Genomic DNA, 21,044 nt, shown 5'->3' on the forward strand with positions numbered 1-21,044 from the left:
TTACAACCGCGTGGCCAGCATCACCAGGCCCGAACTGCCCAGCAGCGCCGCTGCCAGCTGCGTGGCCCATGACCCCATCGCCTGCAGCCGGATGCCAGCCATCAAGCCCAGCGCATGCAGCGCCGCCGAGGCGACCGCGATGCCCGATGCCGTGACCAGCATGTCGGTGCCCGGAACCAGTTCGCTGCCGTGCGCGCTGCCATGCAGCAAGGCTGCCGCGCCGACCATCAGCAGGCCGGGCACAGCCGGCAGGCGGCGGCCTGCCAGCAGCATGACGCCAAACAGCGTCACACTGATGGCCACGCCGGCTTCGACGCCGGGCAGCATGACACCCGACCAGGCCAGCGCCACGCCGGCCAGCAGCATCAGCAAAAAGACCGCCGGGCCAGCCAGCCGGCGCCCGGCAGGCAAGGCCGCCACCGACCAGGCGCCGACGGCCACCATGGCCAGCAGATGGTCCAGCCCCATGAAGGGATGGGCCAGCGCGTCGGCAAAGCCTGCCGCGCCGTGACCCGGATGGGCCTGGGCCGCACCGGCGGCCAGCACCAGCGCAGCAGCAGTGGCCAGGCGCCGGGAATTGAGTTTGAGCATGAAGGAACTCCTCGAAATGATGGGGTAGGGTGAAGCCGTGCTTACCGGACTTTGACGGAGGTCAGTTCCTGGCCGTCCGGGCTCATCACATGGGTCGAGCAGGCCATGCACGGATCGAAGGAATGCAGCGTGCGCAGGATTTCCACGGGTTGCTCCGGGTCCGCCACCGGCGTGTTCATCAGGCTGGCCTCGAAAGCGCCGATCTGGCCCTTGTGGTCGCGCGGGCTCGCGTTCCAGGTGCTGGGCACCACGCACTGGTAGTTCTCGATGCGCCCGTCCTTGATCTTGATCCAGTGCCCGAGCGCGCCGCGCGGCGCGGCCACCACGCCCACGCCCTTGGCTTCCTTGGGCCAGGTGGCCGGGTCCCATTTCTCGACATTGGCGGTGGCAACATCGCCGGCCTTGATGTTGGCGACCATTTCCTTGAAGTCGTCCATCATCATCTCGGCGCAGTACTGCGACTCCAGCGCGCGCGCCAGGGTCCGGCCTATCGTCGTCGGCATCAGCTGCTTGACGGTGTACTGCGTTTCCGGGATGCCCAGCGCCTTGGGGAAGGTGTGGTTGATGATCTGGGCGGAACTGTCGATCTGCTCCTTGACCCGCTGGCAGTTCTTGTTTCCCTGCTGGGCGTGCGCGTAGCCCAGGATGTAGCGCGACAACGGCCCGACCTCCATCGCATGGCCGCGCCAGCGCGGCGACTTGACCCACGAGTACTTGGCGCTTTCGTCGATTTCCTGGATGTTGGTGCGCGTGCCCTTGGTCTTGGCGCCCAGGACGTAGTTGGGCTCGGTCACGCCGTCCCAGCCGTGCAGCCCCTTGGTTTCGTCGCCGTACTTGTACCAGCTGTGGGTGACGAATTCCTGGACCTGTTCCGGGTCGCGCACATCGACCGGCAGGATCTGGTCCCAGTTGCCGTTCAGGATCGCGCCGCCCGGCAGCTTCTGGGTGCTGCGGTCGCCCATGACCTTTTCATAGGTGCCGTAGTCCATCACGTTGGTGGCCGCCAGGCCGCCGCCGTAGAGCCAGCCGGCATTCTTGTACAGGGTGCCGATGGCCAGCACGTCCGGAATATAGACGTTGTTGTTGAACTCGATCATCTCCCGGATGCGCGCCTCGATGAAGTTCAGCCTTTCCATGTTGACCGGGGCGCCCGCAGCCCCGTCCTTGTCCAGGTTGATGGCACAGGGCATGCCGCCCACCAGGTAGTTCGGGTGCGGGTTCTTGCCGCCGAAAATGGTGTGGATCTTGACCCATTCCTTTTGCAGGTCCAGCGCTTCGAGGTAATGCGTGACCGCCATCAAATTGGCCTCGGGCGGCAGCACATAGGCCTTGCTTCCCCAGTAGCCGTTCATGAAGGGGCCGAGCTGGCCGCTTTCGACAAACTTCTTCAGCCGGTTCTGGATGTCGCGGAAATAGCCGGGCGAGGACATCGGGTGGCTCGGCGACACCGCCTGCTGCAGCTCCGAGGTTTTCTTCGGGTCGGCTTTCAGGGCCGACACCACATCGACCCAGTCCAGCGCATGCAGGTGGTAGAAATGCACCGCATGGTCATGCACCTGCAGCGTCTTGGCCATGATCTCGCGGATCAGGTAGGCGTTCTTCGGAATCACGATGCCCAGCGCATCTTCCACCGCGCGCACCGAGGCCAGCGCATGGCAGCCGGTGCAGACGCCGCAGATGCGCTCGACAAACGCCCAGGCGTCGCGCGGATCGCGGCCCTTGAGAATCACCTCCAGCCCGCGCCACATGGTGCCGGTGGAGACCGCGTTGCGGATCACGTTGTTGCTGTCGAGGTTGACCTCGCAGCGCATATGGCCTTCGATGCGGGTCACCGGGTCCACCACCACGCGGCGGCCGGAGTTGTCCATCTTGAAGCCTTGAGTTTCGTAAGCACCCATTTGTAGTCCTTGGTTGTCGTTGGGTTGGCGCGTCAGTGATCGGACAGCGCCGCGTCACTCTTGGGCTTGTCGCTTTTTTGCGTGGCCCGCTTGATGGCCGACACGGCGGCATGCGCCACGGCAGCAGCGCCGACGACGCCGGCCGCAGCGCCGCCGACCTTGTCGGCGTTGGCCTCGATGCCGAACTGGTCCACGCCGGTCAGCCGGTCGTAAAACGAGCCCTTGTCCCAGAAGCCGTCTTCCGAGCAGCCGATGCAGCCGTGGCCGGCCTGGATCGGAAAGCTCGTGCCTTCGTTCCAGCGCGTGGTCGAGCAGGCGTTGTACGTGGTCGGTCCCTTGCAGCCGACCTTGTAGAGGCAGTAGCCCTTGCGCGCCGACTCGTCGTCGAACTTCTCGACGAACTGGCCGGCGTCAAAGTGGGAGCGGCGGTAGCATTTGTCGTGGATGCGCTGGCTGTAGAACATCTTGGGCCGGCCCTGGCGGTCCAGCTCGGGAATCCGGTCGAAGGTCAGCATGTAGGTGATCACGCCGGTCATCACCTCGGCAATCGGTGGGCAGCCCGGCACCTTGATGATGGGCTTGTCGAAGATGACCTTGTGGATCGGCGTGGCCTGGGTCGGGTTGGGCTTGGCGGCCTGCACGCAGCCCCAGGAGGCGCACGAGCCCCAGGAGATGATGGCCTTGGCGTCCTTGGCCACATGCTTGAGCTGCTCGATGAAGGGCTTGCCGCCGATGATGCAGCTCATGCCGTCCTGATTGAGCGGCGGGTTGCCTTCCACCGCCAGGATGTAGTTGCCCTTGTACTTGACCATGATTTCTTCAAGGATGGCCTCGGCCTGGTGGCCGGCGGCGGCCATCAGCGTGTCGTCATAGTCGAGCGAGATCATGGACAGCACCACATCCTTGGCCAGCGGGTGCGCGGAACGGATGAACGACTCCGAGCAGCAGGTGCATTCCAGGCCATGCAGCCACAGCACCGGGGTGCGCGGCTTGGTTTCCATCGCATGGGCGATCTGCGGCACGAAGGACGAGCCCAGGCCCAGGGACGTGGCGGTCAGGGAGCAGTATTTCAAAAAACTGCGGCGGGATATGCCTTGGCGGCGCATCACCTCGTAAAAGGTTTCCATTGTGGGATGTCTCCAGTTGCTTCTTGCTCTTTGCCAACCATCCGGATGTTCAATACACCGGATGTCACGTCCTGGCTTCATGCGCAGGCACGTTCTGTTTTGCAATTCACGCGCCAAATAACAAAAACCACGGGAATACCCTGAATACTTGATTTAAGTGCTTGTTTTTATTGAAGAAATAAGCGTTGGAAAAATCACTGTCGAGATTGATCCAGCGGCAGGTGGATAGTTGGCTTGCAGTTGCTGGTAACTTTTGCAAGCCATGTATTCAGGCGATGGAAACGGCGGTGATGCAAGCGCAGCGTTTCTGCGCTGCGCTTGTCAGCCACCCGGTTTGTCAACCAGAAACAAAAAAAGACACGGAGTTTCCTGCCGTGTCTTTATAGAACTCATTTTTTGATAGCAATCAATGCATATGCCACCTGCGCAAAAGGCTGTTTTTATGCTTTTTTTCCCTGGATCAGCGTGTCAGGCTGACAAACAGGCGCGTCAGCCGCTCGGGCAGTTGCTCGACCCGGTCCACCACGGTGGCATGCTGGCCAAAGATGTCATGCACATAGGCATCGGCCTGCGGGTCCAGGCTGATGCAGTGGCTGTGAATGCCTTGCTGGGCCAGTTCCTGCACCGCCTGGCGGGTGTCGGCCACCAGCGCCTGATCGTCCGGCGTGTCCACGTCGGACGGGCGGCCGTCGGTCAACACCAGCAGCAGCTTCTTGTCGCTCGCCTGTGCGCCCAGGGTGTGCGCGGCATGGCGCAGCGCGGCGCCCATGCGGGTCGAATACTGCGCCTGCAGCGCCGCCAGCCGGGCCTTGGGCGCCTCAATCCAGCGCTCGCCAAAGCCCTTGATGTGCTGGTAGCGCACGTCGTGCCGGGTGTTCGAATGAAAGCCCGCCAGCGCGAACGGGTCGCCCAACCGGTCCATGGCCCAGGCCAGCAGGGCCACGGCTTCCTGGCTCAGCGACAGGCGCGTCTGGCCGCTGCCGGGCACGGCGTCGTTGAGTGAATGCGACAAATCCAGCAGCACCAGCACGGCAATGCTGCGGCCATCGGTGCGGTGGCTCATGAGGATGCGCGGGTCGGGCGCACTGCCTGCGCGCCAGTCGATCAGCGAACGAATCGCCACGTCCAGGTCGAGTTCGCTGCCTTCTTCCTGGTAGCGGATGCGCACCCGGTTTTGCGGCTTGAGGCGGTCGAGCAGTTGCTGCAACTGGCGCGCCAGCGCGGCATGGCGGGCCAAGAGCGCGTCAATCGCGCCGGCATCGCCTGAAGGGTGCAGCGACTCGTACAGGCTGACCCAGTCGGGCCGGTAGCTCTGGCTGGCCGCGTCCCACTCGGGGTAGTGGCGCGGCGGCAGGCCGGGCATTTCCTGCTCGGCGGGCGGGCGGGGCTGGTCAAAGCTGTCCTCCTCGTCGCCCGCTTCAATGAAGCGCCACAGGTGGCGGTTGTCATCGCGGTAGCTGACCACGGTGTCCGTGAAATGAACGCGCGCCAGCTGGTCGCTCTGGCGGCGGGTGCGGGTGGCGTGCTGCAGCGCCAGCGCCTGCATGGCCTGCGTGCTGGACTCCTTGCCATCTTCCAGCAGCGCATGGAAGGCAGCCACGCAATGGTTCAGCGCCGCATCGGCGTAGCCGTGGGCCGGGTCGAGCAAGGCGCGCGACAGCATGGCCAGCCGGTGGCGCAGGCTGCTTACCAACTCCGGGTCGCAGGCGCCTTCGACCGGGCGCGGATGCAGGGCCAGCATCACGTATCGCAGCCCCGGATAGCGGCGCAGCAGCAGGTGGTCGATGCGGGCGTCTTCCAGGCATTCGATGGTCAGGCGCTGCAGCGGGCTCAGGTTGTCGGCCAGCAGCGGCTGGCTCCAGCGGCGGTGCGCGGCCAGGTGCGCCACGGCGACGCGGTAGCGGTCCAGCCCCGCAACGCCGTTCAGGCCGTCATACACATCGGGCAGGCACAGGCTGTCGCTCGGCGTCTGGTGCGTGCTCCACGGGGCCGGGGCGGCGGCGTCTTCCAGGCCGGTCGCATAGGCGCGCAGCGGCGCCGGGTCTTGCCACAGCGCGCGCAGCAGCAGCTCCAGCTGGCGCTCCACATCCGCCAGCAGCGTGCCGTGGCGCTCGCGCTGCAGCACGGCGCGGCTGTCGGGCAGCTGCAGGGCGAAATAGTCGCGCTGGCGCTCGGGGTGGCTTGCATAGTGGCGCACGCCGTAATCGGCCCAGCGCGCCAGGCCGCTGACGCTGAGCACACCCAGCAGCCGGGGCGCCTGCGCGAGCAGCACCGGCAGGCCGGGGCTGGCAAAAGTGGCGTGGTGGCCGTGCAGCGACACCGTGGTGCGGGCCATCATGCCGGCCACGGCGCACAGGTAGCGGCGCATCGGATCGCTTGCGAGCAGGCGGCGCGCCACGGCGGGCAGGGTTTGCAGCAACGGGGCCATGGCGGCGCTGTTGGGCGACTTCTGCATCGCCTGCAGCAAGGCGGCCACGTCGGCCAGCAGGCTTTCGGCGGCGCGGTCGCCAGCGCCCAGCGTCTGCACGACCTGCGGCCACGCCTGCAGCAGCGCCAGCACCGGCTCCGGCCCCCGGCCCATCTTGCCCAGCGCCCGCGCGCAGTCCAGCCAGGCGTCCAGCCCCGCCGCACTCAGCAGGCCGGCGGCTTCGCCCAGGCAGTCGGCCAGCACCGCCTGCACCGCCGGGAACGGGCAATCGAGCCGGGCGCGCCAGGTTTCGAACTGTGAAGGTATCCCGGACAGATCAGGTAAACGGGCCATGCTGCCCACCTTCAGCCAAACACCGCGTCAATCGTGTGGTCCAGCGTCTGGCGGATGTCCGCATCGTCGGTTATCGGACGCACCAGCGCCATGCGGCAAGCCTCGCCTGGATTGACGCCGCCCACCATCAGCCGGGCGGCATAGACCAGCAGCCGGGTCGAAATGCCTTCGGTCAGCCCGTGGCCCTTGAGCTGGCGCGCGGCATGGGCAACTTGCACCAGCTGCCCGGCGCGGGCCGCGTCGAGCCCGGTTTCCTGGCTGACGATCTGCGCTTCGAGCGGCGCGGCCGGGTAATCGAACTCGAACGCCACAAAGCGCTGCTTGGTCGAGGGTTTCAAGTCCTTGAGCAAACTTTGATAGCCGGGGTTGTAGGAAATCACCAGCTGGAAATCCGGGTGCGCGTGCAGCATCTCGCCCTTCTTGTCCAGCGGTAGCTGGCGGCGGTGGTCGGTCAGCGGGTGGATCACCACCGTGGTGTCCTGCCGCGCCTCGACGATTTCATCGAGGTAGCAAATCGCCCCCTGGCGGGCGGCCAGCGTCAGCGGGCCGTCCTGCCAGCGGGTGCCGCCGGCGTCCAGCAGGTAGCGGCCCACCAGGTCGGACGCCGTCATGTCCTCGTTGCAGGCCACGGTGATGAGCGGGCGCTCCAGCCGGTGCGCCATGGCCTCGATGAAGCGCGACTTGCCGCAGCCCGTCGGCCCCTTGACCATCACCGGCAGGCGCGCGGCATAGGCCGCCTCGAACAGCGCCACCTCGTTGCCCTGGGGCTGGTAGAAGGGCGCGTCATGGGAGTGGATAGCAGTCATCATGTGGGGCTGGCCTGGTGGGTTCGTCGCGGCATGCTTTTGGGCGTCTTGGCTTTCAGCGGTGGCTTGCCAGCTTGTCGCGCCAGCCGGGAAACAGCATGTCGGCGTCGCCGGGGAAGGAGGCGAAGGCGCGGGCGAATTCCGGATGCTCCTTGGCCCATTCAATCGGGTCGGCCTTGGCTTTCCAGCATTCATAGGCCTGGCGCAGCGACGTGGCGCCGGCGGCCGGGCTGTCGATGTGGCCGTAGGCGCCGCCGCCCGAGGTGTTGATGACGTTGCCGTGGCCCAGGTTTTCAAAGAAGCCCGGCAGGCGCAGCGCATTCATGCCGCCCGAGATGATCGGCGTGGTCGGCTTCATGCCGTACCACTCCTGGTGGTAGGCCGGGCCGGTGTAGCTGTCGCGCTCGATGATGTAGGCGATGGCGCGGTCGTCATGCGTGCCTTCCATCTTGCCGTAGCCCATGGTGCCGACGTGGATGCCCGAGGCGCCCTGCAGGCGGCTCATCTTGGCCAGCACGTAGGCGTCGTAGCCGCGCTTGGCGCTGGGGCTGGTCACCGCGCCATGGCCGGCGCGGTGGTAGTGCAAATACTGGTTCGGAAAAGCCCGGCGCGCCGTGGTGATCATGCCCGGCCCGCCCACATAGCCATCGACCAGGAAGGCCACCTTGTCCGCGTCCGGCCCGAAGGTGCGCAGGATGTAATCGCCCCGGGCCAGCATTTCATAGTGGTCGTCGGCGGTGATGTTGGCCGAGAACAGCTTGGCCTCGCCGGTTTCGTCCATGGCGCGCTTCATCGCGTCATGGACCAGCGGCATCACCTTGTTCATCGGCGCAAAGGTCTGGTTGCCCTGCGGCTCGTCGTTCTTGATGAAGTCGCCGCCCAGCCAGAACTGGTAGGCCGCCTGCGCGAACGGTTCCGGGCGCAGGCCCAGCTTGGGCTTGATGATGGTGCCGGCGATGTAGCCGCCGTCCTTCACCGGGCGGCCCAGGATGCGCCACATGTCGGAGATGTCCTTGCTCGGGCCGTCGAACAGCTGGATGGCGCGCGGCGGCATGAAGAAATCGTAGATCTTGGCGTGCTGGATGTCGCCCATGCCCTGGTTGTTGCCGATCACCAGCGTCAGGAAGGACACGATCATCATGCGGCCATCTAGGATGTTGCGGTCGAACAGGTCCATCGGAAAGGCGATGCGCATTTCCTCGGTGGCCTCGTCGATCAGGTACACCAGCGCATCGACGCCCTTGGTGAACTCGTCGGTGGTGGAGACTTCGACGTTCGTGCCGGTGGACGACTCGGCGGCAAAGTGGGCGGCGGCTTCCAGGTAGCCGTGGCCCGCCTTGGGCTTCATCTTGTAGGCGACCAGGATGTGCCGGCCTCCGGCAATCAGGTCTTCTTCCTTCAGGCTCAGGTCGGCGTAGCGGTTCGATTGGTCCATGCAAATTCTCCTGTGGTGTGGTGCGATGAACCAGACTATAGGGAGGACCATTCATCAAGAAAATTCAAATTTATTTCTTCTCTGATCAGTTTTTTCTGATGATTAAAGGAGATCGCTGCCACCGCCTCAGCTCCACGAGTCCATCAGCGCGCCGCCCTGTTCGACCAGGAATTCCTTGAAGGCCAGCGCGGCGGGCGAGAGTTTTTTCTGGCTCAGGTGCGTGATGTACCAGTTGCCGACCAGCGGCGTGCCTTCGATGTCCACCAGCGCGATGTAGCCGTGGGCCAGCTCGTGGCGCATGGTACGCCGCGACAAAAAGCTCAGCCCCATGCCCGCCATCACCGCCTGCTTGATGGTTTCGTTGCTGGGCATTTCCATCACCACGTTCAGCGGCGTTTTTTGATCGGCAAACAGCCGCTCCATGGCCGCGCGCGTGCCCGATCCTTGTTCGCGCACCACGAAGCCGTGTTCGCCCAGCGCGGAAAACGGCAGGGTCTTGCGGCGCACCAGGGCATGGTCGGGCGCGGCGACGATGCTCAGCGGATTGGTCGCAAACGGCGTGGCCTCGCAGTCCAGGTTGCCGGGCGCGCGGCCCATCACCACCAGGTCGGCCTCGTAGCGCGCCATCATGCCCAGGATGTTTTCGCGGTTGTCGATGCGCAACTGGATGTCGATGCCCGGATGCAGCTTCCTGAACCGCACCAGCAGCATGGGCACGAAATACTTGGCCGTGCTGACCACGGCCAGGTCGATGCGGCCCTTTTTCATGCCCACATGCTCGGCCATCAGCGCTTCCAGATCCTTGAACTGGCCCAGCGCGGCAATCGCATGGCCCAGAAACGCCTCGCCCGCATGCGTCAGCTGGATGTTGCGGCCCAGCGGTTCGATCAGCGGCAGGCCAAATGCGTCTTCGAGCTGGCGGATCTGCATCGACACCGCCGGCTGGGTCACAAAGAGGCGCTCGGCCGCCTTGGACACCGAGCGCTGGCGGGCGACCTCGACGAAAGTCTGCATCTGCTTGAGGGTGTAAGGGCGCATGACCATGCCTTTCAATAATCAGTTTTTGCTGATGATAGATGAATAAAAGGTGATTGGAATTTATGAGTTTGCGCCATTAAAGTTGATTCACCGGGGCTGGACAACGGCCCCATTCCCACCAATCCGTTGAAAGAAGCCCATGCCTGCCAGCGAACTGCAAGCCCTGATTTTTGATGTCGATGGCACCCTGGCCGACACCGAAAGCGCGCACCGCGCGGCGTTCAACCAGGCTTTTTCCGCCATGGGGCTGGACTGGTTCTGGGACGAGGCGCTGTACACCCGGCTGCTCGACATCTCGGGCGGCAAGGAGCGCATGCTGCACCACTGGCGCCAGGTCCAGCCGGACCTGCAGGACATCGGCGGCGCCGGCGTGCGCGACACCATCGCCCGTCTGCATGAATTCAAGACCGCCGCCTATGAAAGCGCGGTGCAGGACGGCGCCGTGCAGCTGCGCCCCGGCGTGCTGCGGCTGATCGAAGCGGCCAGCCAGGCCAGGCTGCGCCTGGCGATTGCCACCACGACCTCGCCGGTCAACATCGCCGCGCTGCTGCGCAAGGCCATCGGCCCGGACTGGAAGCAGTATTTCATGGTGGTCGAGGACGCCTCGACCGCGCCGCTCAAGAAACCGCATCCGCAGGTCTATCTGCAAACCCTGGCGCGGCTGCAGTTGCCGGCCGCCAGCTGCCTGGCTTTCGAGGACTCGTCCAACGGGCTGAGGGCAGCCCTGGCGGCCGGGCTGGCCACGCTGGTCACGCCCAACGGCTTCACCGCCCACCACGACTTCACCGGCGCGCTGCGCATCCTGCCCACGCTGCAAGGCGTGACGCTTGCGCACCTGCACGCCTGGCATGCCGAGGCGCCGGCCTGGCGCCTTGCTTCTTCCCTGTTTTCGTCCGACTGAAAGCCCGCCATGAACGCCTTGAACCCTGCCGCCGACTTCCCGCGCATCGCCCCGTCGATTTTGTCCGCCGACTTTTCCCGTCTGGGCGAGGAAGTGCGCGCCATCGAGGCCGCCGGCGCCGCCCTGGTGCATTTCGACGTGATGGACAACCACTACGTGCCCAACCTGACCATCGGCCCGCTGGTCTGCGAAGCCATTCGCCCGCACGTCAAGATCGGCATCGACGTGCACCTGATGGTCGAGCCGGTCGATGCGTTGATTCCGCTGTTCGCCAGGGCTGGCGCCAACCTGATCACCTTTCACCCCGAGGCCAGCCGCCATGTGGACCGCACGCTGCAGCTGATCCGCGACCACGGCTGCAAGGCCGGCATCGCCCTGAACCCGGCCACGCCGCTGGCCTGGATGGACCATGTGATGGACCGGCTCGACATCGTGCTGCTGATGAGCGTGAACCCCGGCTTTGGCGGCCAGGCCTTCATTCCGGCCACGCTGGCCAAGCTGCGCGAAGCGCGCCGCCGCATCGACGCCCACAGCGCCGCCGGGGGCCAGCCGATCTGGCTGGAAGTCGATGGCGGCGTGAAGACCGGCAACATCGGCCAGATTGCCGCCGCTGGCGCCGACACCTTCGTGGCCGGCAGCGCCGTGTTCGGCAGTCCGGATGCCGATGGCGGCTACCACCGCGTGATGCATGAACTGCGCCGCGCCGCCCAGGCCAGCTGATCAGATCAGATTTTCATAATTTCAACAATCGAGGAGACACACCATGCCATTGAACAAACGCTTCACGCTCACGCAGTACCTGATCCAGGAGCGGCGCCGCTTTCCGGATGCCCGGGGCGACTTCAACGCCCTGATCCTCGACGTCGCCCTGGCCTGCAAGGCCATCGCCCGCGCCGTGGCTTTCGGCGAACTCGGCGGCATGCTGGGCAACCACGATGCGGATGCGGGCGGCTCCATCAATGTGCAGGGCGAAACCCAGAAAAAGCTCGATGTCATCAGCAACCAGTATTTCACCCGCATGAACGAGTGGGGCGGCCACCTGGCCGGCATGGCGTCGGAAGAAATGGATGACGCCTACCAGATTCCGGCCGAGCATCCACGCGGCAAGTACCTGCTGGTGTTCGACCCGCTCGACGGCTCCAGCAACATCGACGTGAACGTGTCGGTGGGCAGCATCTTTTCCATCCTGCGCGCGCCGCAGGAGGCGGTGGAGAGCGGCCGCGACGTGGTCGAGGCCGATTTCTTCCAGCCCGGCGCCGAACAGGTCGCCGCCGGCTACGCGCTCTACGGCCCGACCACCATGCTGGTGCTGAGCGTGGGCAACGGCGTGGCCGGCTTCACGCTCGACCCGATGCTGGGCGAGTTCATGCTCACGCACGACAAGCTGCAGGTGCCCGAGAACACGCAGGAATTCGCCATCAACGCCTCAAACAGCCGCTTCTGGGAGCCGCCCGTCAAGCGCTACGTGGACGAATGCCTGGCCGGCAAGACCGGGCCGCGCGACAAGGACTTCAACATGCGCTGGATCGCCAGCATGGTGGCCGAGGCGCACCGCATCCTGATGCGCGGCGGCGTGTTTTTGTACCCGCGCGACAGCAAGGACGCGGCCAAGCCCGGGCGGCTGCGCCTGCTCTACGAGGCCAACCCCATCGGCTTCATCATGGAGCAGGCGGGCGGGCGGGCCAGCACCGGCCGCGAGCCGATGCTTGGCGTTCAGCCCACGTCGCTGCACCAGCGCATCGGCCTGATTTTCGGCTCGAAAAACGAGGTCGAGCGCATCGAGCGCTACCACGCCGAACCGGCCAGGGCCGAAATGCACAACCCGCTGTTTGCCGAGCGCAGCCTGTTCCGCAGCTGATTTGCTATTTATTCGATAGCTGATTGCGCATGCCAGCCGTGCGCAAACGGCCTTTTTGACCCATATTTTTAACTTAGGGAGACAGCCATGTCCGAGCGCAACCCCATCATCGCGATCACCGGCTCGTCCGGCGCGGGCACCACGTCGGTGACCCGCACGTTTGAAAACATCTTCCGCCGCGAAGGCGTGAACGCCGCCATCATCGAGGGCGACAGCTTTCACCGCCACGACCGCGTGGCCATGAAGCGCAAGGCGCTGGAGGCCGAGCAGGCGGGCGACAAGAACTTCAGCCACTTCGGCCCCGAGAACAACCTGTTCGAGGAGCTGGAAACGCTGTTTGCCGACTACGCCGAAAGCGGCACCGGCAAGCGCCGCAAGTACCTGCACGACCCCGAGGAGGCCGCGCCCTACGGCCAGGAGCCGGGCACCTTCACGCCGTGGGAAAACGTGCCCGACGGCACCGACCTGCTGTTCTATGAAGGCCTGCACGGCGCCGTGGTCACGCCCGAGATCAACATCGCCCGGCACCCCGATCTGCTCATCGGCGTGGTGCCGGTCATCAACCTGGAGTGGATCCAGAAACTCTGGCGCGACAAGTCCAAGCGCGGCTACAGCACCGAGGCGGTGACCGACACCATCCTGCGCCGCATGCCCGACTACGTGAATTACATTTGCCCGCAGTTCATGCACACGCATGTCAACTTCCAGCGCGTGCCGATGGTCGATACCTCCAACCCCTTCATCGCGCGCGACATTCCCTCGGCCGACGAAAGCATGGTGGTGATCCGCTTTGCCAAGCCCAAGGGCATCGACTTCCAGTATTTGCTGAACATGATCGACGCCAGCTTCATGAGCCGGGCCAACACCATCGTCGTGCCCGGCGGCAAGATGGAACTCGCCATGCAGCTGATCTTCACGCCCTTTGTCTGGCGAATGATGGAGCGCCGCAAGCGGGCGCTGGGCACGAACTGAATCCCCAAGGAGACACGCACCATGAACAACACCCCAAGCCCCGAACTCGCCCGGCAGATGGCCAACGCCATCCGCATGCTCGCCGTCGATGCGGTCGAAAAAGCCAAGTCCGGCCACCCCGGCGCCCCCATGGGCATGGCCGACATCGCCGAAGTGCTGTGGAACCGGCATTTGCAGCACAACCCGGTCAACCCGCACTGGCCCGACCGCGACCGCTTCGTGCTGAGCAACGGCCACGGCTCGATGCTGATCTATGCGCTCTTGCACCTGACCGGCTACGACCTGCCGATGACCGAACTCAAAAACTTTCGCCAGATGCACAGCAAGACCCCCGGCCATCCCGAAGTCGGCTTGACGCCGGGCGTGGAAACCACCACCGGCCCGCTCGGCCAGGGGCTGAGCAACGCGGTCGGCATGGCGCTGGCCGAAAAGCTGCTGGCCCAGGAATTCAACCGGGAAGAAGGAGAAGAGGGCGGCGTCAGGCACACCATCGTCGATCACTTCACCTACGCCTTCATGGGCGACGGCTGCCTGATGGAAGGCATCAGCCATGAAGCCTGTTCGCTGGCCGGTACGCTGCGGCTGTCCAAACTGGTGGCGCTGTACGACGACAACGGCATCTCGATCGACGGCCATGTCGAAGGCTGGTTCACCGACGACACGCCCAGGCGCTTCGAGGCCTACGGCTGGAACGTGATTGCGGCGGTAAACGGCCATGACGCGGCAGCCGTGGACGCAGCGATTCGCGCCGCCAAGGCGCAGGCCCGCCTGCCCGATGGCAAGCCGACGCTGATCTGCTGCAAGACCGTGATCGGCATGGGCTCGCCGCACAAGGCTGGCACGCACGACGTGCATGGCGCCGCGCTCGGCCCGGCCGAAGTCGCCGCCACCCGCGAGGCGCTGGGCTGGAGCGCCGCGCCGTTCGAGATTCCCGACGCGGTGGCCAGCGCCTGGAACGCCGTGGCGCGCGGCCAGAGCGCCGAACGCGCCTGGCGCTTGCGCTTCGAGGCCTACCGCACGCAGTTTCCGGCGGAAGCGGCCGAATTCGAGCGCCGCATGGCCGGCGACCTGCTGCCCGGATTCGCCGATCAACTGCCCGGACTGCTGGCCACCATCGCCGCCCGGCCCGAGGCCTTCGCCACGCGCAAGTCCAGCCAGAACGCGCTTGACCTGCTGGCGCCGCTGCTGCCCGAGTTCTTCGGCGGCAGCGCCGACCTGACCGGCTCGAACCTGACCAATTTCAAGGGCTGCGTGAAGGCCGGCCGCGACCAGTGGGGCAACCACCTGAGCTACGGCGTGCGCGAGTTCGGCATGGCCGCGATCATGAACGGCATGGCGCTGCACGGCGGCTTCATCCCCTACGGCGGCACGTTTTTGACCTTCAGTGACTACAGCCGCAACGCCATCCGCATGGCCGCGCTGATGAAGCTGCAGGTGATCCACGTCTTCACCCACGACAGCATCGGCCTGGGCGAGGACGGCCCGACGCACCAGAGCGTCGAGCACATTCCCAGCCTGCGCATCATTCCCGGCCTGGACGTGTGGCGCCCGGCCGACGGGCTCGAAACCGCCGTCGCCTGGGCCTCGGCCATCGAGTGCAAGGACGGCCCGAGCGTGCTGTGCCTGTCGCGCCAGAACCTGCCGCGCCTGGCCGATGCCGGCATGACCGGCCTGATCCGGCGTGGCGGCTATGTGCTGTCTGACATGATAGGCGCGCAGGCGGTGATCATCGCCACCGGCTCGGAGTTGGAGCTGGCCATGCAGGCGCAGGCCGCGCTGGCGGAGGAGGGCATTGCCACCCGCGTGGTGTCCATGCCGTCCACGTCCGTCTTTGACCGGCAGTCCGAGGCTTATCAGGAAGCGGTGCTGCCCCTTAACCTGCCCGCAGTCGCCATCGAGGCGGCGCACCCGGACTTCTGGCGCAAGTACGTCGGCCGCACCGGCCGGGTCGTGGGCATCGCCAGCTTTGGCGAATCGGCCCCGGCCAAGGACTTGTACGCGCACTTCGGCATCACCACCGAGCGCGTGGTCGAGGCGGTGCGCGCGCTGGCGCCCAGGTGCGAAGCCGCGCTGCCCGAAGCCGCCCTGTTGTCCACCGACTGAACGCGAGGCCGCCATGCGCAAACCCTACGACCTCATCATGTTCGACCTGGACGGCACGCTGGTCGAAACCGCGCCGGAAATTGCCGACGCAGTGAACGACACGCTGCGCCGCTTCGACCTGCCCGAAGTGACGCAGCAGCAGGTCAACGACTGGATCGGCCACGGCACGCGCGAACTGCTGATCCAGGCGCTGGCCTTCAGCGGAAAAACCGACCTGGTCACCATCCGCCACAGCAAGAGCCTGACGCTGATCGCCGGCGAGTTCGACCGCTACTACAAGCGCCGCTGCGGCAGCCGCAGCCGCCTGTATCCGCAGGTGCGCGAAACGCTGGTCGCCCTGCGCGGGCGCGGCGTGAAGCTGGCCGTGGTCACCAACAAGGAAAGCCGCTACACGGCCACGGTGCTGGACGCCCACCAGTTGACGCCGCTGTTCGACCAGATCGTCAGCGGCGACACGCTGCCGACCAAGAAACCCGACCCGGCGGGCATCCACAGCTGCCTGACGGCGTTCGGCGTGCCGCGCGCGCGGGCGCTGTTTGTCGGCGATTCGTCGATTGACGTGGCCACGGCCCGCAATGCGGGGCTGTCGGTCTGGGCGCTGCCCTATGGCTACAACATGGGCCAGCCCATCGAAGCCTGCACGCCGGACCGGGTGATCGCCGATTGCTCGGCGCTCCTTGATTGATAGCTGCCTGCGCCCGTAGCTATTGCGCAAAAGCCACTTTTTACCAATATTTCAAGAGATTTTTATTGTCATGACCATCCAACTGGGAATCAACGGCTTCGGCCGCATTGGCCGCAACGTGCTGCGCGCCGCCGTGCAGAACTTCAGCGACATCGAGATCGTCGCCATCAACGACCTGCTGGAGCCCGAGTACCTGGCCTACATGCTGCAGTACGACTCGGTGCATGGCCGCTTCAAGGGCGAGGTTTCGGTCGAAGGCAACACGCTGATCGTCAACGGCAAGCGCATCCGCCTGACGCAGGAGCGCGACCCGCTGAACCTCAAGTGGGCCGAAGTCGGCGCCGACGTGGTGCTGGAGGCCACCGGCCTCTTTCTGGACAAGGCCGCCGGTGAAAAGCACCTGACGGCTGGCGCCAGGAAGGTGATCTTCTCGGCGCCTTCCAAGGACGACACGCCGATGTTCGTGTTTGGCGTCAATGACGGCACCTATGCCGGCCAGGCCATCATCAGCAATGCGTCATGCACCACCAACTGCCTGGCGCCCGTCGCCAAGGTGCTCAACGACAAATGGGGCATCAAGCGCGGCCTGATGACCACGGTGCACGCGGCCACGGCCACGCAAAAGACCGTTGACGGCCCGAGCAACAAGGACTGGCGCGGCGGACGCGGCATCCTGGAAAACATCATTCCGTCGTCCACCGGCGCGGCCAAGGCCGTCGGCGTGGTGATTCCCGAGCTGAACAAGAAGCTGACCGGCATGAGCTTTCGCGTGCCGACGTCCGACGTGTCGGTGGTCGATCTGACCTGCGAATTGAACAGCGAAGCGACGCTCAAGGAAATCTGTGCCGAGATGAAGGCGCAAAGCGAAGGCGCGCTCAAGGGCGTGCTGGGCTACACCGAGGACAAGGTCGTCGCCACCGACTTCCGGGGCGACACGCGCACCTCGATCTTTGACGCGGACGCGAGCATCGCGCTCGACGGCACCTTCGTGAAGATCGTCGCCTGGTACGACAACGAATGGGGCTACTCGAACAAGTGCCTGGAGATGGCGCGGGTCGTCGGCGGCTTCAAAGGGGATGCGCGATGAACGTCCTGCGTTTTTCCGATGTCATCCAGAGCGGCTTTTGCCTGAACAAGCGCGTCTTCATCCGCGCCGACCTGAACGTGCCGCAGGACGCCAGCGGCCGCATCACCGAGGACACCCGCATCCGGGCGTCGCTGCCGTGCATCCGCATGGCGCTGGACGCTGGCGCGGCGGTCATGGTCACCAGTCACCTGGGCCGGCCGGCAGAAGGGGGCTTCAAGCCCGGGGACAGCCTGGCGCCCGTGGCTGAGCGCCTGTCCGAACTGCTGGGACGGCCGGTGTCGCTGGTCTCAAGCTGGGTGGACGGCGTGCCGGTCGAGCCCGGCCAGCTGGTGCTGCTGGAAAACTGCCGCCTCAATGCCGGCGAAAAAAGCAACGACGAGGCGCTTTCCCGCAAGCTGGCCGCGCTGTGCGATGTCTTTGTCCATGACGCTTTCGGCACCGCCCACCGCGCCGAAGCCACGACCCACGGCATCGCGCAATTCGCGCCGATCGCCTGCGCCGGGCCGCTGCTGGCCGCTGAAATCGATGCCATCAACAGCGCACTGGCCCAACCAGAACGCCCGCTGGTCGCCATCGTGGGCGGCTCCAAGGTCAGCTCCAAACTGACCATTCTACAAAGCCTGGCCAGCAAGGTTGACCAGCTCATCGTCGGCGGCGGCATTGCCAACACCTTCATGCTGGCCGCCGGCCTGAACATCGGCAAGAGCCTGGCCGAGCCGGGGCTGGTGGAGGAGGCCAGGGCGGTTATTGAGGCCATGAAGGCGCGCGGCGCCGAGGTGCCGATTCCGACCGACGTGGTCTGCGCCAAGAGCTTTGCCGCCGACGCCGTCGCCACCGTGAAGCAGGCGGGCGACGTGGAGGATGACGACCTGATCCTGGACATCGGCCCCGACACCGCCGCAAGGCTGGCAGCGCAGCTCAAGTCGGCGGGCACCATCGTCTGGAACGGCCCGGTCGGCGTGTTCGAGTTCGAGGCTTTCTCGAAGGGCACCGAAGGCATCGCCCGCGCGATTGCCGAGTCCAGCGCCTTCAGCATTGCCGGCGGCGGCGACACGCTGGCGGCGATTGCCCAATACGGCATCGAGAAAGACGTGGGCTACATCTCCACCGGCGGCGGCGCTTTCCTGGAGGTGCTGGAGGGCAAGACGCTGCCGGCGTTCGAGATTCTGCAGCAGCACGCTGAAACATCAGCTTTTTGATGCGCTATTGAAAACATAGCTGCTTGCGCATGCCGTACCTGCGTAAACGCCACTTTTTGTTCATAAATCGAGGAGATTTCCATGGCCTTTATTTCCCTTCGCCAGATGCTCGACCATGCCGCTGAAAACGGCTACGGCATTCCGGCCTTCAACGTCAACAACCTGGAGCAGATCCAGGCCATCATGGAAGCCGCCCAGGCGACCGACAGCCCGGTCATCCTGCAAGCCTCGGCCGGGGCGCGCAAGTACGCGGGCGAAGCCTATCTGCGCCACATGATGCTGGCGGCGGTCGAGTCGCACCCGGACATTCCGGTGGTGGTTCACCAGGACCACGGCACATCGCCGGCCGTGTGCATCCAGTCGATCCGCTCGGGCTTTACCAGCGTGATGATGGACGGTTCGCTGCTGGCCGACGGCAAGACACCGTCCAGCTACGACTACAACGTGGACGTGACGCGCCGCGTCACCGAGATGACGCATGCCGTGGGCGTGTCGGTCGAGGGCGAACTCGGCTGCCTCGGCAGCCTGGAAACCGGCGAAGCGGGCGAGGAAGACGGCGTGGGCGCGGTCGGCAAGCTGACCCACGACATGATGCTGACCGACCCATTGCAGGCCAGGGATTTTGTGCAACAGACCGGCGTCGATGCGCTGGCGATTGCGATTGGCACCAGCCACGGCGCCTACAAGTTCACCCGCAAGCCCACCGGCGACATCCTGGCCATCGACCGCATCGCCGCCATCCATGCGCAGATTCCCGACACCCATCTGGTGATGCACGGCAGTTCCAGCGTGCCGCAGGAGTGGCTGGAAATCATTCGCCGGTTCGGCGGCGACATCAAGGAAACCTACGGCGTGCCGGTCGAGGAAATCCAGCGCGGCATTCAAAGCGGCGTGCGCAAGATCAACATCGACACCGACATCCGCCTGGCCATGACCGGCGCGATGCGCCAGTTGCTGGCCGAGCAGCGTAGCGAGTTCGATCCACGCAAGGCGCTGCTGGCAGCCAAAAAAGCAGCCAGCAGCATCTGCACGGCGCGCTTCGAGGCCTTTGGCTGCGCGGGGCAGGCGTCGCGCATCAAGGCCTTGCCCATGGGCTGAATGGCAAGTAAATTGCCGTGTCAATGCTAAGTTCAGATGTCGCATTCCCTGCAAAGTAGAAATGTCGCTTAACTGATCTTGATCGAATCAAACTCACACTGTTGTCCCTGTGCAGACTTTCAGGACTGCAAGTTCAAGGTCTTCTGGCGTGAACTGACTTGAGAGCTTCGTGCCCGGTTGAGCTTTTTGTCGATACGGGGCTTTTCCCTGATTGGTTCGCGAGGGGGTATCTGATTTGTGCCGGTCATCACGCTGGGCCTGCAGGATCTGTACCGCCTGCAATACGTGGCTGAGTCGTTTGTTTTCGACGATCGCACTTGTGTCCATCTGCGCCAACCGGTCGTAGCGTTCGTACGCCAGGTTCGCGCCATCGGCCCTCAGTTCAATCCGGCCGTCGGGGTATTCGAAAACATCGATATAGCGGTGAATCAAGGAACGGTTGACCGGCGTGTCCTTAAGCAGGTAAATCACCCGGTCATGCTGCAGCGTCAGAGACTGCGAGACCTTTCGCTGAAGCCGCCAGGTAAACAGCAGGTCCAAGTCTTCATCGTCGCGCACGGGCCGGTGCGCATCGAATTGGCTTTTCGGCGGCTTGGCAAAGCGTGCGTTGAAGTCGGCCATGAAGTGCGGTGCGAACGCGTTGGCGGCCTCGCGCGTGTTGATTCCGCGCAGGCGCAGCTCTTTGACCAGGCGGTCCTGCAGCGTCAGGTTGGCCCGCTCGACGCGGCCCTTGGCCTGGCTGGAGTTGGCGCACCAGATGTCAATGTTCAGCTCGAAGAGCACACGCCCGAACTGGGTGGTTCCGCGGCCAAAGTCGGTTGAGTCGCGCACCGAGCGAAAGATGCTGGCCTTGTCGCTGTAGAACGCCACAGGCTTGCCGTGCTGCTCAAGGTAGGCGCGTGTGGCTTCGAAGTAGGCAAAGGCCGATTCGGTGGGCACGAAGTGCAGTTGCATCAGCCGGCTGGTGGCGTCATCGATATACACCAGCAGCGTGCAAGGTGCCGAGCGAGACTCGAACCAGGCATGATCACTGCCATCAATCTGGATGAGTTCGCCAACACAGGCGCGGCGGTTGCGCGGCTGGTAGATTTTGGCTGCGCGCTGTTTGCGCGGCGTCCACAATCCGGCCGCAATCATCAAAGCTCGCACGGTCTCTACGCTGAGCTGGAGCCCATGACATTCAATGAGCTTCTCACAGGCCAACGTCGGGCCGAAGTCCGGGTAACGCGCCTGGATCAGGCCAAGGGCGCGTTGCGCGACTCCAGGGGCCAATTGGTGGTTGCTGGGGCGGCCTCGTTTGCGCGAGACCAGCCCTTGGACACCGTCGTGCTTGTAACGCTGAACTAGCCGCTCAAGCTGACGTCGGCTAAGCCCGAGTTGCTCGGCAGCCTGGCCGACACGCGCCATGCGGTCCACCACAGCCTGGACGGTCTTGAGACGATCGGTTTCGCGCATGGACATGGTAATAGTTGCCGTAGGAGTTGA

18 protein-coding genes are annotated in these 21,044 nt (G+C 64.9%); 10 read left to right on the top strand and 8 right to left on the bottom strand.

Annotated elements, in window-relative coordinates:
• The 3 genes from PNAP_RS09890 to PNAP_RS09900 are packed head-to-tail and all read right to left on the bottom strand — an operon-like array spanning position 1 to position 3,616.
• Positions 1-591, bottom strand: coding sequence for a HupE/UreJ family protein (locus PNAP_RS09890; protein ID WP_011801363.1), 591 nt, complete (start codon positions 589-591; stop codon positions 1-3).
• 41 nt (positions 592-632) lie between these two features.
• Positions 633-2,489, bottom strand: a complete 1,857-nt coding sequence (locus tag PNAP_RS09895; protein WP_011801364.1) for a nickel-dependent hydrogenase large subunit — start codon at positions 2,487-2,489, stop codon at positions 633-635.
• A gap of 32 nt (positions 2,490-2,521) precedes the next feature.
• Positions 2,522-3,616 (bottom strand): hydrogenase small subunit, encoded by a 1,095-nt coding sequence (locus tag PNAP_RS09900; protein ID WP_011801365.1) that lies wholly within the window; start codon positions 3,614-3,616, stop codon positions 2,522-2,524.
• Positions 3,617-3,801: 185 nt separating this feature from the next.
• Between PNAP_RS09900 and PNAP_RS26905 the strand changes: the two genes are divergently transcribed.
• A complete protein-coding gene (locus PNAP_RS26905) occupies positions 3,802-4,002 on the top strand; it encodes a hypothetical protein (protein WP_157040255.1) in 201 nt (66 codons plus the stop codon).
• A 74-nt stretch (positions 4,003-4,076) separates the two neighbouring features.
• Here PNAP_RS26905 and PNAP_RS09905 read toward each other — a convergent pair whose 3' ends face one another.
• The 4 genes from PNAP_RS09905 to PNAP_RS09920 all read right to left on the bottom strand — a co-directional run bounded on the left by PNAP_RS09905 (position 4,077) and on the right by PNAP_RS09920 (position 9,656).
• Entirely contained in the window at positions 4,077-6,377 is a 2,301-nt protein-coding gene (locus PNAP_RS09905; protein WP_011801366.1) for a vWA domain-containing protein, read from the bottom strand.
• Between the two features lie 11 nt (positions 6,378-6,388).
• Positions 6,389-7,186 (bottom strand): CbbQ/NirQ/NorQ/GpvN family protein, encoded by a 798-nt coding sequence (locus tag PNAP_RS09910; protein WP_011801367.1) that lies wholly within the window; start codon positions 7,184-7,186, stop codon positions 6,389-6,391.
• A gap of 52 nt (positions 7,187-7,238) precedes the next feature.
• A complete protein-coding gene (locus PNAP_RS09915; protein WP_011801368.1) occupies positions 7,239-8,618 on the bottom strand; it encodes a ribulose-bisphosphate carboxylase in 1,380 nt (459 codons plus the stop codon).
• Positions 8,619-8,744: 126 nt separating this feature from the next.
• Positions 8,745-9,656: a LysR family transcriptional regulator gene (locus PNAP_RS09920; RefSeq protein WP_232290774.1), complete on the bottom strand. Its 912-nt coding sequence runs from the start codon at positions 9,654-9,656 to the stop codon at positions 8,745-8,747.
• A gap of 139 nt (positions 9,657-9,795) precedes the next feature.
• On the opposite strand from PNAP_RS09920, the gene PNAP_RS09925 reads away from it, so the two are divergent.
• From PNAP_RS09925 to fba, 9 genes are all read left to right on the top strand, one after another.
• Positions 9,796-10,557, top strand: a complete 762-nt coding sequence (locus PNAP_RS09925; RefSeq protein WP_011801370.1) for an HAD-IA family hydrolase — start codon at positions 9,796-9,798, stop codon at positions 10,555-10,557.
• Between the two features lie 9 nt (positions 10,558-10,566).
• Positions 10,567-11,277: a ribulose-phosphate 3-epimerase gene (rpe, locus tag PNAP_RS09930; protein WP_011801371.1), complete on the top strand. Its 711-nt coding sequence runs from the start codon at positions 10,567-10,569 to the stop codon at positions 11,275-11,277.
• 43 nt (positions 11,278-11,320) lie between these two features.
• Entirely contained in the window at positions 11,321-12,415 is a 1,095-nt protein-coding gene (locus PNAP_RS09935) for a class 1 fructose-bisphosphatase (protein ID WP_011801372.1), read from the top strand.
• 87 nt (positions 12,416-12,502) lie between these two features.
• Positions 12,503-13,387 (top strand): phosphoribulokinase, encoded by an 885-nt coding sequence (locus PNAP_RS09940; protein WP_011801373.1) that lies wholly within the window; start codon positions 12,503-12,505, stop codon positions 13,385-13,387.
• A gap of 21 nt (positions 13,388-13,408) precedes the next feature.
• Positions 13,409-15,490 carry a transketolase gene (tkt, locus tag PNAP_RS09945; RefSeq protein ID WP_011801374.1) on the top strand — a complete coding sequence of 694 codons (2,082 nt, stop codon included), beginning with the start codon at positions 13,409-13,411 and terminating at the stop codon, positions 15,488-15,490.
• 13 nt (positions 15,491-15,503) lie between these two features.
• Positions 15,504-16,175, top strand: coding sequence for an HAD family hydrolase (locus PNAP_RS09950; protein ID WP_011801375.1), 672 nt, complete (start codon positions 15,504-15,506; stop codon positions 16,173-16,175).
• A 70-nt stretch (positions 16,176-16,245) separates the two neighbouring features.
• Positions 16,246-17,262, top strand: a complete 1,017-nt coding sequence (gene gap / locus PNAP_RS09955; RefSeq protein ID WP_011801376.1) for a type I glyceraldehyde-3-phosphate dehydrogenase — start codon at positions 16,246-16,248, stop codon at positions 17,260-17,262.
• On the top strand, positions 17,259-18,461 hold the full coding sequence (locus PNAP_RS09960; RefSeq protein ID WP_011801377.1) for a phosphoglycerate kinase: 1,203 nt from the start codon (positions 17,259-17,261) through the stop codon (positions 18,459-18,461). The genes gap and PNAP_RS09960 overlap by 4 nt, the downstream gene beginning before the upstream one ends.
• An 81-nt stretch (positions 18,462-18,542) precedes the next feature.
• Positions 18,543-19,559, top strand: coding sequence for a class II fructose-bisphosphate aldolase (gene fba / locus PNAP_RS09965; protein ID WP_011801378.1), 1,017 nt, complete (start codon positions 18,543-18,545; stop codon positions 19,557-19,559).
• Between the two features lie 93 nt (positions 19,560-19,652).
• Here fba and PNAP_RS09970 read toward each other — a convergent pair whose 3' ends face one another.
• The gene (locus PNAP_RS09970) at positions 19,653-21,020 is read right to left on the bottom strand and encodes an ISNCY family transposase (RefSeq protein WP_157040256.1); all 1,368 of its coding nucleotides are present in this window, start codon (positions 21,018-21,020) and stop codon (positions 19,653-19,655) included.
• Between the last annotated feature and the right edge of the window lie 24 nt (positions 21,021-21,044).

Source organism: Polaromonas naphthalenivorans CJ2, from assembly GCF_000015505.1.
In the GTDB taxonomy this organism is placed as follows: Bacteria; Pseudomonadota; Gammaproteobacteria; order Burkholderiales; family Burkholderiaceae_C; genus Polaromonas; species Polaromonas naphthalenivorans.

Bases quoted from the DNA above. Each gene is read 5' to 3' on its own strand.
- PNAP_RS09890 (WP_011801363.1), bottom strand. From the start codon at position 591: ATGCTCAAACTCAATTCCCGGCGCCTGGCCACTGCTGCTGCGCTGGTG.
- PNAP_RS09910 (WP_011801367.1), bottom strand. From the start codon at position 7,186: ATGATGACTGCTATCCACTCCCATGACGCGCCCTTCTACCAGCCCCAG.
- PNAP_RS09895 (WP_011801364.1), bottom strand. From the start codon at position 2,489: ATGGGTGCTTACGAAACTCAAGGCTTCAAGATGGACAACTCCGGCCGC.
- PNAP_RS09915 (WP_011801368.1), bottom strand. From the start codon at position 8,618: ATGGACCAATCGAACCGCTACGCCGACCTGAGCCTGAAGGAAGAAGAC.
- fba (WP_011801378.1), top strand. From the start codon at position 18,543: ATGGCCTTTATTTCCCTTCGCCAGATGCTCGACCATGCCGCTGAAAAC.
- PNAP_RS09970 (WP_157040256.1), bottom strand. From the start codon at position 21,020: ATGTCCATGCGCGAAACCGATCGTCTCAAGACCGTCCAGGCTGTGGTG.
- rpe (WP_011801371.1), top strand. From the start codon at position 10,567: ATGAACGCCTTGAACCCTGCCGCCGACTTCCCGCGCATCGCCCCGTCG.
- PNAP_RS09950 (WP_011801375.1), top strand. From the start codon at position 15,504: ATGCGCAAACCCTACGACCTCATCATGTTCGACCTGGACGGCACGCTG.
- PNAP_RS09900 (WP_011801365.1), bottom strand. From the start codon at position 3,616: ATGGAAACCTTTTACGAGGTGATGCGCCGCCAAGGCATATCCCGCCGC.
- gap (WP_011801376.1), top strand. From the start codon at position 16,246: ATGACCATCCAACTGGGAATCAACGGCTTCGGCCGCATTGGCCGCAAC.
- PNAP_RS09905 (WP_011801366.1), bottom strand. From the start codon at position 6,377: ATGGCCCGTTTACCTGATCTGTCCGGGATACCTTCACAGTTCGAAACC.
- tkt (WP_011801374.1), top strand. From the start codon at position 13,409: ATGAACAACACCCCAAGCCCCGAACTCGCCCGGCAGATGGCCAACGCC.
- PNAP_RS09960 (WP_011801377.1), top strand. From the start codon at position 17,259: ATGAACGTCCTGCGTTTTTCCGATGTCATCCAGAGCGGCTTTTGCCTG.
- PNAP_RS09935 (WP_011801372.1), top strand. From the start codon at position 11,321: ATGCCATTGAACAAACGCTTCACGCTCACGCAGTACCTGATCCAGGAG.
- PNAP_RS09920 (WP_232290774.1), bottom strand. From the start codon at position 9,656: ATGCGCCCTTACACCCTCAAGCAGATGCAGACTTTCGTCGAGGTCGCC.
- PNAP_RS09925 (WP_011801370.1), top strand. From the start codon at position 9,796: ATGCCTGCCAGCGAACTGCAAGCCCTGATTTTTGATGTCGATGGCACC.
- PNAP_RS09940 (WP_011801373.1), top strand. From the start codon at position 12,503: ATGTCCGAGCGCAACCCCATCATCGCGATCACCGGCTCGTCCGGCGCG.